We start from the raw sequence: 13,239 nt of genomic DNA, 5'->3' as shown, positions 1-13,239 counted from the left end.
AAGATTCAACGACTACACTTATGAAGTCGTTGAATCTTATTTTTTTAAAGTAGCAAGTAGCTTAATATCGCAATATCAATCAATTCATTTTGTTCAGATAAAAAGGCCTTTTTTTTGATTCCTTCTAGAGAAAATCCCATTTTATCATACAAACGAAGAGCTCTATCATTACGAGTCTGGACATTTATTTCGATACGTTTAGTGATTTGGTAATCCAAACATAATTGGATTAGCTCTTCAATCATGGCAGTTCCTAAACCGAGTCCCCAAAATTCTTTTTTTATGGTAATTCCCAATTCACCAACGTGTTGAAAAGCAGTATCATCATCACTTACAATCGTTGCAACCCCAATAATATCATTGTGATTTAACGCTAGTAGAATAAATTGATTTGGCGCATTATAAATATAGTCTATTTCATGAGCCATAGTATCTGGTGACATGTTTAAAGCATGAGGGCTGACAACGAGATAAGGAGTTTCCTGATTAAGGAGGCCAATAGCATGGATTAAATTTGTTGCATCATCAGGTATGGCCTGACGAAGTGTAATATTAAATTCAGTCATTTTTTTGATCCTTTTCTAGAGTAGTCATTAATGCATTAATTTGATTATAACGCTCAGTTGCCCCATCATGCTCAACTGTTAAAAATCGTGTATCTTCAGGCGTTTTATGAAGAATAAGCTCTATAAACTCGTTATCCATTGTATCTTTAATTAATTCTCCCCATTCAATTAAACACACACCCTCACCATCTAGATATTCTTCTAACCCTAAATCATCACCTGCTCCTTCAAGGCGATAGACATCCATGTGGTACAAAGGAAGTCGTCCACTATCATATTCGCGAATAAGTGTATAAGTGGGACTTTTTATCATTTGTGTAATGCCTAAACCTTTTGCAAATCCCTTTGAAAAAGTTGTTTTACCAGCACCTAACTCTCCAGTTAAAATAAAAATATCTCCTGGCTGTGCTAATTCTGATAATTTTTCTCCAATAGATTGAGTATCTGCATCATTTTTTAAATAAAACGTCATTTGAATGCTCCTTTGATAGTCTTTGTCTGTAAGTATATCGCAGAGTTGAAAAATAAAAAAGGAAGTCGAATAATTAAAAACATAGAAAAAATAATACAATGTAAAAATACGACATAATTAAAAAATGATGGCATTTTTTTAATGTCTTGTGGTATATTTAGTTTATATAGTGTTAGTTGTGTGGAATGGAGATTCAAATGAGTGAGGTAAGGGATTGTAAGGGAATGTACTCGATTGGAGAGGTAGCAAAAATGTGTAATGTTTCCCGCAAAACATTACGCTTTTATGAAAAATTAGGATTAATCATTCCAGATTATGTTAGTGAAAAAAATGGTTACCGGTATTACAAAGAAGAAACGATGAATTTAATTCCTATTATAAAATATTACAAGCAAATGGGGTTTAAATTACAAGAAATGGGTAACGTCCAAAAAACATTGGATAGTTTCTATAAAGAGCCAAAATTTTTAACGAAACAATCAGAATTAAAAGAAGAAGAACAGCGTATAAAAAATAGTTACTTAGCAATCACAGAATGGGTCGAATTATTAAGAGAAGGTTCTATAGCAATCGAAAATAATATTCAAAATGTTAATATCAAATATTTTGATTCACTTGATTATGTGTACCTAGAACAAGAATTTCATCAAAATTACATGGATGCTGTGATTAATATTCCATGGGTAAATTATTTAGAGACGATTGATTGTCAAATTAGTGGACCGGTGATCTTATATTATGAAAATGGTCAGGAAAAAATGTCTAATGATGCCTCTAAAATGAAAGTATTACAAAAGCCTGTTAATAATTTATCATCAAGTGTTCCTACTATGTCATTTGGAGGGAAACTTTTTTTATCAAGTTATCATATAGGAGATTTGACTCAGATTAGTAAGCAATATACGAAAATGTTGGATTGGGCAAAAGAAAATAACTATGAATGCTCCAATGAATTATATGAGCGTTTTGTTATTGATTATTGGTCAACAATGAATACGGATACATTTGTTGTAGAATTATTAGTACCCGTAACCAAGAAGAAGTAATTTAATGAGCAATTTTGGCGCAAGGTCATTATCTTGAGCTTAAAAATTGCTTCTTTTTTTGTCGTAGTATATGATAATGAATATCAATTAGTGTGTTATTGAGCATAAGTTGTCCTAAGGGGAAGGTTTTGAATCGTGTGTTTGATTTTTTAAAAATCATGTATTATAAAAATATATAGATGTTGTAATATAAGGGTTTGTGACCGTTTTTTAAAATTTTAAATTGTTATGCGTCAAAAAAACATAAAAATATTTGTAGTGAAAAATAATATAAAAGAAAATTAAAATAGTTATTTATTTTTTTAATGTGAAAAACAACACAATTATCTGTGTTGTTTTTTATTTTTTTATTTAAAGATAAATAATAATGATTAAAAATAGAAAAGCATAGAAATCATCTTATATGTGTGTGAATTAACAGAGTATTCTCAATTACTCCAGTTAACTGAAAAATCAGATCTTAGTAGTACAGGGAGTTTGGTGTATCAGTCATAAAAATGTGTTTGACTCTCACCTTAAGGGGATGTTCTAGATTATAACTATAAACAAAAAAGAAAACGCTTTATACTAGGAGGAAAAAAGATGAAGTACGATGCATTAGGAATGGTGGAAACAAAAGGATTAATTGGTTCAATCGAGGCAGCAGATGCCATGGTGAAAGCAGCAAACGTGTCATTAATTGGTCGTGAATTTGTTGGAGGCGGTATTGTAACAGTCATGGTAAGAGGAGATGTTGGAGCCGTTAAAGCTGCAACAGATGCTGGAGCAAGTGCTGCAGAACGTGTAGGTGAACTTCTTTCTGTACATGTTATCCCTAGACCACATGGTGAAGTTGAAAACATTTTACCATTAAGAAACAACAACTAAATTAAGGGGGAACATTAATGGAAACTCAGAAAAACATGGTATGTTCATCCGCAGATACAAAGATGAGCTTAGTGAATAAAAAATTTAGAATGAAAGGGATTACTAATGGATTAATATCTGGTATTACTTATGCCGTTTATTCAACCCTTGTGGTGGTAGCTAGTGGTTATGATCCTTTAACCAGTGCAGCTGGTATTTTAGCAGCTCCTTTTGTTTGTTCAGGGTTAAATGATTTTTTTGCCGGAATCTTTTTATTATTTTATAACGCTAAAGAAGGTAGATTAAAAGAAATTATTCGTATGGTTAAAACCAAACCGGGGAAAATGTTAGTTGTTGGATTTTTATTAGGAGGACCTATTGCAAATGGTGCCTATCTTGTTGGATTAGCTTTAGCAGGAGCATATGCTATTCCCATTTCAGCAACTTGTAGTTTGTTTGGCGCATTATTTTCTTGGATCTTTTTAAAACAAAAGCCAACATTAAGAATTGTGATGGGCATGATTATTTGTGTATTTGGTGCTATTACGATTAACATGGTAGCTCCAGAAGGCGCACCAAACTTCACTTTAGGAATTATTTGTGCATTAGTTGCTGCAGTATGTTGGGGATTAGAGGGTGTGTTCTCAAGTTTTGGTGGCGCAATGATTGATACAGATGTTGCCGTTAATTTACGTGAATTAGTATCAGGTCTTGTTGTAATTATTTTTATTTTACCAGTTATTGGTGGCGTTGATTTATTATTTAATACACTATCTGCTGTTACGCCAGTTATTTGGTTGATTTTCTCAGGATTAAGTGCTGGAATTTCATTTTTAACTTGGTATAAAGCAAACGCCATGGTTGGAACGGCCGTTGGAATGTCATTAAATGTTACTTACGCTTTTTGGGGTGTCATATTTAGTGTTCTATTTTTAGGAGATACACTGACACCAACCATGATTGTTGGATCGATTTTAATTGTTATGGGAGCTATTTTAGTGACAATGAACCCACTTGATTTATTCAGAAAGGGGGAAGCGTAATATGCTTTTACCTGCAAGAACAGCTGTTTTAAATCAAATGTACGATAGAAAAAAATATAATGTCCAAGAAGTGATGGCACAATTGAAATCACAATATGGTGAAGAAAAACAATTTAATCAAAGGTTGTTTTCAGAACACCTTATGGCACTTGAAGCCAATGGTTTAGTTGAGTTAGATAGTTACAATCTTGATGGAAATGATGAGTTATTGATGTATTACATCATTACTGAAGAGGGAAGAAAAACAGTGGATAAATATGTTGATAAGGCATACAGATAATGTTTTCTAATAACTTGTGAATTGGATAATAAGGGGGATTGAATTTGGTATACAGAGGCCAAGAAGCGTTAGGTTTAGTCGAAACAATCGGCTTAGTACCTGCATTAAAAGCATGCGATGAAATGTTAAAGGCAGCAAACGTTGAATTAATTTCATATGAAAATATCGGATCGACATTAGTTACTATCATGGTTAAAGGTGATGTGGCGGCTGTTGAGAGTGCAGTAGAAGCTGGGGCAAGAGCGGCGAAAGAAATTGGGACACTGACAGCACATAACGTCATGCCAAGACCTATTGAAGCAATCGGAAAAATTGTATCGGTTCACAGTATTGATGGATAAAGAGGAGGGGATGCATATGCAAAGTTTTGAAGCAATTGGCGCAATCGAAACATTTGGTTTGGTATTTGTATTAGAAGCATGTGATGCCATGTGTAAAGCGGCAGATGTTGAGTTAGTCGGCTATGAAAATGTTGCATCAGGGTATATTTCAGTCATTGTAAAAGGTGACGTTGCTGCGTGTAAAGCAGCAGTTGAAGCTGGAACATCAGCAGTTGAAAAACTAGGAGCGGAAGTTTATAGCTCGGTAGTGATTGCTGGACCACATATGGATTTAAATAAAATCATTCAGTATTATCAATTACTTGATGAACCGCTTCAAGAGGAGGGAGCTGCTGTTTAGATGAGTAGAGCAGATAAAGATCTGTTATCAATCCAAGAGGCAAGAATTCTTGTAGAAAATGCAAGGAATGCTCAATTTTTAGTTAAAGATTATAAGCAAAGTTACTTAGATAAAATCATTAATCAATTAATAGATGATATAACAATTGAGTTAGCACACTTTGTAGACATGGAAGTCAATGAAACAAAACGTGGGTGTAAAAAAGACAAGGAATGGTTATTAAATACTTTTTTATCTCAATTAAAAAAAGAGTTACCCAACCAACAGTGTATTGGAGAGCTTTTAAAAGATTCTGCGGGGAATATTTTAAAAGTAGGTGTGCCTTTAGGAGTGGTAGTAGCCTTCCCTTCTGAAAATAATGTCGTCCTAAACACGTTATATAGTCTTATTATTGGTATTAAATCAGGAAATAGTATCATTATTATTCCAGATAATCAAGCCTATTGTACAACCATTCATATTGTAAATAGTGTTAAAAATATTTGTGAAAAATATGGTTTGCCAGTGGGCTGTATCACATGTCTTGAGAGTACTTCTGAAAGTGGCATATTAGAAATAGTGACACATAAAAACACTTCTATGATTATTTCGGCTGGAAAAATAACCAACACAACTAACACTCAAAAGCCGATGATTTATGGAGGAACAGGTGGAACACCAGTTTTTATTGAACACACAGCTAATATTTCAAATGCCGTACAGTCAGTGATAGACAGTCGTTCGCTAGATAATGGGATGTTACCAGGTTCAGAACAATATTTAATTGTTGAACAAAGCATCGCAAGTGAAGTGAAAAAACACTTTCAACAAAAAGGGGCTCATTTTCTATCTGAAGAAGAAGAACATCAGTTGCTTAATCTGTTACAGCCTAAAAATAATGGCATTAATCCTATATGTGTTGGTAAAAATGCTAGAGAATTAGCTAAAATGGCTCATTTTTCTGTTGAAGAAAGTACCAACATTCTAGTATCGGAAAAAAATTATGTGCATGAACTAGATCCTTTTGTTAATGAAATGAAATGCCCAGTGATTGCTTTTTATTTAGAACCTGATTGGATGCATGCCTGTGAAAAATCGATTCGGTTATTAAAGGAAAAAAATAACGGTCATACGATAGCAATCCATTCAAACAATATAGAAGTATTAAACCAATTTGCCTTAAAGAAACCTGTCGGACGAATGATCGTTAATTCACCGTCGTCCTTAGCTAGTATGGGAATTGATTCAACGTTATCAATTTCTTGTTTATTAGGTGGTTTAACAACTGGTAAAGGTATTAGTGCTAAAAATATCACAGCATCAGATTTAACGTATATGAGAGAAATTAGTCACTCAATAAAGTGTGTTGAATATACTAGCAGAGTTGAGGAAGAATCACATGAAAAAATGTTAGAAGAGATTTTACGAAAAATTTTAGCTTAAAACATTATGTAAAGTGAGGAATTAAGATGGATATTAAAGAATTTTCAGCTAAATTGGCTGAAGCAACAAAAGAATTAAGTACAGAAGAACAGCAAGCCTTGATGAAGATGTTTGCTTCTGTATCAGATGATATTACAAAAACAGATTCAGTTGATTTAACTTTTGTAAGCGGTAATCACACAGATATTCCCAATGGTATTACACCTAGGTTAGAAGCGTTGAAAGAAAATTATTTAAAACAAAAACCGACTATCACAACTCATAAAGCGCGCGTAATGACCGAAATAGCTAGAGAAAATCCTGGAATGCCTAAAAATATTTTGCGTTCAAAATCATTTAAGAAAAGTTGTGAGACAGCACCATTAGTGATTCAAGACAATGAATTAATTGTGGGAGCACCAAATGGCGCACCAAGAGCTGGATCTTTTTCACCAGATATCGCATGGCGTTGGATGGAAGAAGAAATTGATACTATTTCTAGTAGACCACAGGATCCATTTTATATTTCTGATGAAGACAAACGCATCATGAAAGAAGAGTTATTCCCATTTTGGAAAGGCAAATCAATTGATGAATATTGTGAAGATCAGTTTAGAGAAGCTGGTGTTTGGGAAATCTCTGGTGAATCATTTGTATCAGATTGTTCTTATCACGCAGTAAACGGTGGGGGAGATTCTAATCCTGGTTATGATGTCATCTTAATGAAAAAAGGGATGCTTGATGTTCAAAAAGAAGCACAAGAACAATTAGATAAATTAAGTTATGACAACCCTGGAGATATCGAAAAAATTTATTTCTATAAATCAATCATTGAAACAGCTGAAGGCGTAATGATTTATGCTCGCCGCATGTCAGAATACGCAGCACAACTTGCAGCAAAAGAAACGAATCCACAACGTAAAAAAGAATTACAAAAAATTTCAGAAATAAATGCAAAAGTACCAGCTCATAAACCTGAAACATTCTGGGAAGCAATTCAAGCCGTTTGGACCATTGAATCTCTACTTGTTGTTGAAGAAAATCAAACAGGTATGTCAATTGGTCGAGTGGATCAATACATGTACCCATTCTTTAAAAATGATATCGAAACAGGTCGAATGAGTGAATATGAAGCATTCGAATTAGCGGGTTGTATGTTAATTAAAATGTCAGAAATGATGTGGATAACAAGTGAAGGTGGTTCTAAATTCTTTGCTGGTTATCAACCATTTGTCAATATGTGTGTGGGTGGAGTGACTCGTGAAGGGTATGACGCAACAAACGATTTAACTTATTTATTAATGGATGCTGTGAGACATGTAAAAGTGTACCAACCATCATTAGCTTGTCGTATTCATAATCGCTCACCTCGAGAATACTTGAAAAAAATTGTGGATGTTGTTCGTGCTGGAATTGGGTTCCCTGCTTGTCATTTTGATGACACACATATCAAGATGATGTTAGCTAAAGGTGTGTCGATTGAAGATGCACGTGATTACTGTTTGATGGGTTGTGTCGAACCACAAAAATCAGGAAGACTTTATCAATGGACTTCTACAGCTTATACACAATGGCCAATTTGTATTGAATTAGTACTAAATAGAGGCGTTCCTTTATGGTATGGTAAACAAGTTTGTCCAGATTTAGGCGATATATCACAATATAAAACATATGAACAATTTGAAGAAGCTGTTAAAGAGCAAATCAAATATGTAACGGAATTATCATCCATCGCAACGGTTATCACTCAACGTGTTCACCGAGATTTAGCACCAAAACCATTAATGTCAATCATGTATGAAGGTTGTATGGAAAATGGAAAAGATGTATCAAGTGGTGGAGCGATGTATAACTTTGGTCCTGGTGTGGTTTGGTCAGGATTGGCAACGTATACAGATTCAATGGCAGCTATTAAAAAATTAGTTTTTGAAGAGAAAAAATACACCCTTGAAGAACTAAATACAGCATTAAAAGCAGACTTTGTTGGCTATGAACAAGTCAGAACAGATTGTTTAAATGCACCAAAATATGGAAATGATGATGACTATGCAGATTTAATTGCAGCAGATCTTATTCACTTTACAGAAAAAGAACATCGTAAACACAAAACATTATTCTCAGAATTATGTCACGGAACGTTATCTATTTCAAACAACACACCTTTAGGTCAGTTGACAGGAGCATCTGCCAATGGTCGTAAAGCATGGATTCCATTATCAGATGGTATCAGCCCAACACAAGGAGCAGACTTCAAGGGACCTACAGCGATTATTAAATCTGTTTCTAAAATGGCCAATGACACAATGAATATGGGAATGGTTCACAACTTTAAAATTATGTCAGGTATGTTAGATACAGAAGAAGGCGAAAATAGTTTAATTACATTACTTAAAACAGCCAGTGTGTTAGGAAATGGCGAAATGCAATTTAACTACCTTGATAATGAAACCCTTCTAGATGCACAAAGACATCCAGAACAATACCGTGATTTGATTGTCCGTGTGGCAGGATATAGTGCATTCTTCGTTGAATTATGTCAAGACGTTCAAGATGAGATTATCAGCCGTACAATGATAACAAAATTTTAGCAATAAGTTAGAAAAGTGGTGAATCAATTGATAGATTCAGTCGAAAGACAGGTGATGGTTTTTAATATCCAAAAATATAGTCTTTATGATGGACCTGGCATCCGGACGATTGTATTTTTTAAAGGCTGTCCCTTAAGATGCCAATGGTGTGCTAATCCAGAGGGGTTAGAACGAAAATTTCAAGTCATGTATAAAGAAAGTATTTGCAGTGATTGCCATGCTTGTGTGGATGCTTGCCCAGTTGGAATTCATTACATTGACGAAAAAGGTAATCATCAAGTGAATCGTGATATTGCTTGTACAGGATGTCAAGAATGTGTGGCAGTTTGTCCGATGTCAGCCTTAAACATTACAGGAGAAATTCGTTCCATTTCAGAAGTGATGGAAATCATTCATGAAGATGATGAATTTTATGAACAATCTGGTGGTGGGGTGACATTAAGCGGTGGAGAATGTACAGCTCAACCTGAAGCAGCTCTTGCTTTATTGCAAGCGTGTAAAGCAGATGGTATTAACACAGCTATTGAAACATGTGGTCACTCACGAATGGATCGATTGATGGCAATTGCTGAATATGTTGATTTGTTTTTATATGATTTAAAACATATGGATCCAGTGAAACATAATAAACTAACAGGTATTAGTAATGAACGAATTTTAGAAAATCTAACGCAATTATTAGAAGATGGGCATGATGTTCATATCAGAATGCCAATGTTAAAAATGATTAATGATAGTAAACCAGAAATAGAGCAAATTATTAACTTTTTATTACCATACAAAGATTACCCTAACTTTAAAGGGATTGATTTATTACCTTATCATAAATTGGGTGTGAACAAATACGGTCAATTAGGTATGGAATATCCAGTCGATGGCGATCCGTCATTATCCGATGACGAATTAGATCAAATTGAAAGTTGGATTAAAGAATATGACTTCTTTGTAAAAGTGGTGCGACATTAAAATAGTCAAAAAGGAGTGGTTAAACTGTTGGATGATACTGTTAAACGAGTGATAGAGGAGTCAGTTCCAGGAAAGCAAGTGACATTAGCTCATGTTATTGCGTCTCCTATTGAAGAAATTTATGACTCTTTAGGCATTGAAAATGAAGGTGCAATCGGGATTTTAACCATTTCTCCCTTTGAAACAGCTATTATTGCCGCAGACATTGCAGGAAAAAGTGCTGATGTACAAGTTGGATTTCTCGACCGGTTTACAGGGTCTGTATTGATTTCAGGAGATGTTCAAAGTGTGGAAGAATCGCTTCAAACAGTTGTCAATGTGCTAAAGCAGACGTTGAATTATGAGGTGGTTAAGGTGACACGCACATGAAAAAGCGTGTGTTGATTATTGGACCTAAACAAAGTGGAAAAAGGGAGATTGCTCAATATATTGAGCAGTCTCAAACAGGAATAAAAAAAGTAGCGAATGTGTTATACACAGAAAAAACAATGATTGTTCCTGATACTTATTTAGAAAGTCCTTGGATGCATAAACATATTATTGCCTTACAGCAAACAGCTTGTTGTGCGTTGTTTTTAGTTCCTATTCAATGTTCTAAAGTGAGTTATCCACCAAATTTTTCAAAAGTTTTTCGTGTACCAGTTTTAGGAATCATAACAAATCGCGGAGAAGTTTATACAGAAAAAGAGCAAAAACAAGCAGTTAACGTTATTGATAAGATTGGGTTATCTAAAAATTGGAACCAAGTAGACTTAGAGAAAGAGTCAGATTTAGAGTATCTAATAAATACTTTAACGTTTTAAAAGAATGATGTTAGAGGGGAGGTGTTATTTTGTTAAATGAATTTCAAATGGCGACTAAAATAGTTTCTGGAAAAGATTCTTTAAGAGAATTAAACCAGTTAACGTTAAAAAAAGTGTTACTAGTCTGTGACCCTTACATGGTTCAAAGTGGGAAATCTGATGGCTTAGTACAACGATTAGCTGAGAGTGGAATTGAATGCACTATTTTTTCTGATATTACACCTGATCCAACCATTGAGATTGTAACGAAAGGTCTTGTCTCTGCTTTATCAGTTGAACCAGATGGTATTATCGCTCTTGGTGGTGGATCAGCAATAGATGCGGCAAAAGCTATTCGCTATATTTATCAAATTGTCCATCAAGATATGGCTATCTCTCTTATTTGCATTCCAACAACTAGCGGGACAGGTAGTGAAGTAACATCATTTTCAGTTATTTCAGATCCAACATCTGATAGTAAATACGCACTAGTTGATAAGAAAATGATTCCAGATATTGCCATATTAGATCCACAATTGGTTTTAACTGTGCCTAAACATATTACGGCAGACACAGGGATAGATGTTTTCACACATTGTATTGAGGCATTAGTTTCAACAAAAGCCAATGATTTTACAGATGCTAATAGTGAAAAAGCCATCACCATTATTTGGAATAATTTAGTAACAGCTTATAATGATGGCGACAACTTAGCTATTAGAGAGAGTATTCATAATGCGTCTTGTTTAGCTGGCATCGCTTTTAATGAGGCATCGTTAGGAATTTGTCATAGTTTATCACATGCGCTAGGTGGACGTTTCCATTTACCTCATGGAAGAGTCAATGCGATGTTACTACCTCATGTTATCTCTTATAATGCAGAATTAGAAAATGATAGAGAAACAGATAATTTAGAAAAATATTGCCGTATTGCAGGTGTCTTGGGTATCCAATCAGGTACAGCTAAATCAACCGTTTATGCCTTTATTTCTAAATTAAAACGTTTGATGAAGCAATTAGAGTTACCTCAATCGATTGAGGAATTTGGAATAAACCAACAAGATTTTCTTGAAGCCATACCAGAAATGGCTGAAAAAGCAATGCAAGATAAATGTACGTTGACCAATCCTCGAAAACCTCAGCAAGCAGACTTAGAAATGATTTATCGTAAGTTGTTGAGAGGTGGGTATTAAATGTATTTTTTTACAGAAAAAGAATTAAGAATGATGTATAAAAAAAAAGCATTTAATCAGTTTGTGTTGGAGAAAAATCAAAAACTAACACCAGAAGCAAGACAATTTTTATTAGATAGAAAAATTGAAGTAACAACATGTAAATATAAGAAAACACAAGAAAAGACAATACAAAAGGAAATGCAGTCAACTGAATGGATGGGATATACAGAGATGGTGTCATCAGAAATATTGGAAGCCTATTTTTTAAGTGAAACGATTAAACATCGCGTCTCTAAGCGAATTCTTTTATTGGAATCACTTATGAGAGACACCCTGGAACAACCAAAAGAACTTAATGATGATAATTTTCCAATATTTGTAGATATCTATCCATATGTGACTGATTTAGAAGGGCCACTACTAGTAAAATTACAAAAAGTCTATGGTTTGCTTTGTTTAATGACTCATCAATTTCCTGAATTTAATCATGGGTTTAGGAAGGTAACAATGGAGTTAATAGGCATTGTGGAAACGATAGTTGGAGGTATAGATGACAAACGAGATGACGTTACACTGTAATAAGTTTATTCAAACATTTGAAACGGTTATTAAAACACCTAAAAAAAGTAAGTCTGACGTGTTTTATACAGGAGTTGATTTAGGAACAGCTTGTATTGTTTTAGTTGTTTTAGATAGCGATTATCAACCTGTTGCAGGTGCTTATCAATACGCCAATGTTGTCAGAGATGGAATGGTAGTTGACTATGTAGGGGCCGTTGATATTGTAAGAGAACTAAAAGAAGAATTAGAAAAAAAATTAGGTACCACACTTGTTTATGCAGCAGCCTCTTTACCACCAGGAACAGATGACTTGGATGGTGGGGCTATAAAAAATGTTGTACAAAGTGCAGGGTTTGAGTTGACCAATGTGTTAGATGAACCAACAGCAGCCAATCAGTTATTAGGATTAACTGATGGCGCTGTGGTTGATATTGGTGGAGGAACAACCGGAATTGCTATCTTAGAAAATGGAAAAGTAGTAAAAGTTGCAGATGAAGCAACAGGTGGAACGCACTTATCATTGGTTATTGCCGGAAATTATAAATTTAATTTTGAACAAGCAGAAAAATATAAACGCAATGAAACACATCATGATGAATTACTACTCGTTGTTAAACCAGTGATTCAAAAAATATCTTCTATTATTTCTAATCAAGTTAAAGGATATAAGGTAAATGATATTTATCTTGTTGGTGGGACAGCTTGTTTAAAAGGGATTGAAAAAATTATTGAAAAAGAAACAGGCATTAAAACAATAAAACCCATCAATCCGATGTTTGTGACACCGATAGGAATTGCTTTAAGTTGTACAGATCAAGTCATGTGAGGAGGC

Annotated in this window: 16 protein-coding genes; 14 read left to right on the top strand and 2 right to left on the bottom strand. The window is 34.2% G+C overall.

The genetic code is table 11. The features are described 5' to 3' along the window. Positions 1-44: 44 nt before the first annotated feature. Both CBF36_RS02570 and tsaE read right to left on the bottom strand, forming a co-directional pair. Positions 45-566, bottom strand: a complete 522-nt coding sequence (locus CBF36_RS02570) for a GNAT family N-acetyltransferase (RefSeq protein ID WP_125956350.1) — start codon at positions 564-566, stop codon at positions 45-47. Next, positions 559-1,038, bottom strand: a complete 480-nt coding sequence (gene tsaE, locus CBF36_RS02565) for a tRNA (adenosine(37)-N6)-threonylcarbamoyltransferase complex ATPase subunit type 1 TsaE (RefSeq protein WP_125956348.1) — start codon at positions 1,036-1,038, stop codon at positions 559-561. The genes CBF36_RS02570 and tsaE overlap by 8 nt, the downstream gene beginning before the upstream one ends. 197 nt (positions 1,039-1,235) lie before the next feature. Here tsaE and CBF36_RS02560 point away from each other — a divergent pair, with 197 nt between their 5' ends. The 14 genes from CBF36_RS02560 to eutJ all read left to right on the top strand — a co-directional run bounded on the left by CBF36_RS02560 (position 1,236) and on the right by eutJ (position 13,233). Then, positions 1,236-2,084 (top strand): MerR family transcriptional regulator, encoded by an 849-nt coding sequence (locus tag CBF36_RS02560; protein WP_125956346.1) that lies wholly within the window; start codon positions 1,236-1,238, stop codon positions 2,082-2,084. Between the two features lie 582 nt (positions 2,085-2,666). Further along, positions 2,667-2,951: a BMC domain-containing protein gene (locus CBF36_RS02555; RefSeq protein WP_125956344.1), complete on the top strand. Its 285-nt coding sequence runs from the start codon at positions 2,667-2,669 to the stop codon at positions 2,949-2,951. A 17-nt stretch (positions 2,952-2,968) separates the two neighbouring features. Next, positions 2,969-3,973: a DMT family transporter gene (locus tag CBF36_RS02550; protein WP_125956342.1), complete on the top strand. Its 1,005-nt coding sequence runs from the start codon at positions 2,969-2,971 to the stop codon at positions 3,971-3,973. 1 nt (position 3,974) lies between these two features. Next, positions 3,975-4,253, top strand: coding sequence for a hypothetical protein (locus CBF36_RS02545; RefSeq protein WP_125956341.1), 279 nt, complete (start codon positions 3,975-3,977; stop codon positions 4,251-4,253). 44 nt (positions 4,254-4,297) lie between these two features. After that, positions 4,298-4,594 (top strand): BMC domain-containing protein, encoded by a 297-nt coding sequence (locus tag CBF36_RS02540; RefSeq protein ID WP_117972437.1) that lies wholly within the window; start codon positions 4,298-4,300, stop codon positions 4,592-4,594. A gap of 16 nt (positions 4,595-4,610) precedes the next feature. Next, complete coding sequence (locus tag CBF36_RS02535) at positions 4,611-4,934, top strand: BMC domain-containing protein (protein ID WP_117972438.1); 324 nt, start codon at positions 4,611-4,613, stop codon at positions 4,932-4,934. After that, entirely contained in the window at positions 4,935-6,356 is a 1,422-nt protein-coding gene (locus CBF36_RS02530; RefSeq protein ID WP_125956339.1) for an aldehyde dehydrogenase family protein, read from the top strand. Between the two features lie 26 nt (positions 6,357-6,382). Then, complete coding sequence (cutC, locus tag CBF36_RS02525) at positions 6,383-8,923, top strand: choline trimethylamine-lyase (RefSeq protein WP_125956337.1); 2,541 nt, start codon at positions 6,383-6,385, stop codon at positions 8,921-8,923. A 27-nt stretch (positions 8,924-8,950) separates the two neighbouring features. Continuing rightward, positions 8,951-9,889, top strand: a complete 939-nt coding sequence (gene cutD, locus CBF36_RS02520; RefSeq protein ID WP_416340689.1) for a choline TMA-lyase-activating enzyme — start codon at positions 8,951-8,953, stop codon at positions 9,887-9,889. A gap of 24 nt (positions 9,890-9,913) precedes the next feature. Next, positions 9,914-10,258 carry a BMC domain-containing protein gene (locus CBF36_RS02515; protein WP_125956528.1) on the top strand — a complete coding sequence of 115 codons (345 nt, stop codon included), beginning with the start codon at positions 9,914-9,916 and terminating at the stop codon, positions 10,256-10,258. Then, the gene (locus tag CBF36_RS02510; protein WP_125956335.1) at positions 10,255-10,692 is read left to right on the top strand and encodes a EutP/PduV family microcompartment system protein; all 438 of its coding nucleotides are present in this window, start codon (positions 10,255-10,257) and stop codon (positions 10,690-10,692) included. Before CBF36_RS02515 ends, CBF36_RS02510 begins: the two co-directional genes overlap by 4 nt. A gap of 29 nt (positions 10,693-10,721) precedes the next feature. Continuing rightward, complete coding sequence (locus tag CBF36_RS02505) at positions 10,722-11,864, top strand: 1-propanol dehydrogenase PduQ (protein WP_243637957.1); 1,143 nt, start codon at positions 10,722-10,724, stop codon at positions 11,862-11,864. Beyond that, a complete protein-coding gene (locus tag CBF36_RS02500; protein ID WP_125956334.1) occupies positions 11,865-12,425 on the top strand; it encodes a hypothetical protein in 561 nt (186 codons plus the stop codon). It begins immediately after the preceding gene. Beyond that, complete coding sequence (eutJ, locus tag CBF36_RS02495; RefSeq protein WP_125956332.1) at positions 12,397-13,233, top strand: ethanolamine utilization protein EutJ; 837 nt, start codon at positions 12,397-12,399, stop codon at positions 13,231-13,233. Before CBF36_RS02500 ends, eutJ begins: the two co-directional genes overlap by 29 nt. Positions 13,234-13,239 lie beyond the last annotated feature (6 nt).

The sequence above is a fragment of the Vagococcus bubulae genome (assembly GCF_003950315.1).
GTDB classification, from domain to species: domain Bacteria; phylum Bacillota; class Bacilli; order Lactobacillales; family Vagococcaceae; genus Vagococcus; species Vagococcus bubulae.
This window is presented reverse-complemented; position numbering and strand designations above follow the sequence as displayed.

Coding starts and splice junctions, on each gene's coding strand:
- CBF36_RS02570 (WP_125956350.1), bottom strand. CDS start 566: ATGACTGAATTTAATATTACACTTCGTCAGGCCATACCTGATGATGCA.
- tsaE (WP_125956348.1), bottom strand. CDS start 1,038: ATGACGTTTTATTTAAAAAATGATGCAGATACTCAATCTATTGGAGAA.
- CBF36_RS02560 (WP_125956346.1), top strand. CDS start 1,236: ATGAGTGAGGTAAGGGATTGTAAGGGAATGTACTCGATTGGAGAGGTA.
- CBF36_RS02555 (WP_125956344.1), top strand. CDS start 2,667: ATGAAGTACGATGCATTAGGAATGGTGGAAACAAAAGGATTAATTGGT.
- CBF36_RS02550 (WP_125956342.1), top strand. CDS start 2,969: ATGGAAACTCAGAAAAACATGGTATGTTCATCCGCAGATACAAAGATG.
- CBF36_RS02545 (WP_125956341.1), top strand. CDS start 3,975: ATGCTTTTACCTGCAAGAACAGCTGTTTTAAATCAAATGTACGATAGA.
- CBF36_RS02535 (WP_117972438.1), top strand. CDS start 4,611: ATGCAAAGTTTTGAAGCAATTGGCGCAATCGAAACATTTGGTTTGGTA.
- CBF36_RS02530 (WP_125956339.1), top strand. CDS start 4,935: ATGAGTAGAGCAGATAAAGATCTGTTATCAATCCAAGAGGCAAGAATT.
- cutC (WP_125956337.1), top strand. CDS start 6,383: ATGGATATTAAAGAATTTTCAGCTAAATTGGCTGAAGCAACAAAAGAA.
- CBF36_RS02510 (WP_125956335.1), top strand. CDS start 10,255: ATGAAAAAGCGTGTGTTGATTATTGGACCTAAACAAAGTGGAAAAAGG.
- CBF36_RS02500 (WP_125956334.1), top strand. CDS start 11,865: ATGTATTTTTTTACAGAAAAAGAATTAAGAATGATGTATAAAAAAAAA.
- eutJ (WP_125956332.1), top strand. CDS start 12,397: ATGACAAACGAGATGACGTTACACTGTAATAAGTTTATTCAAACATTT.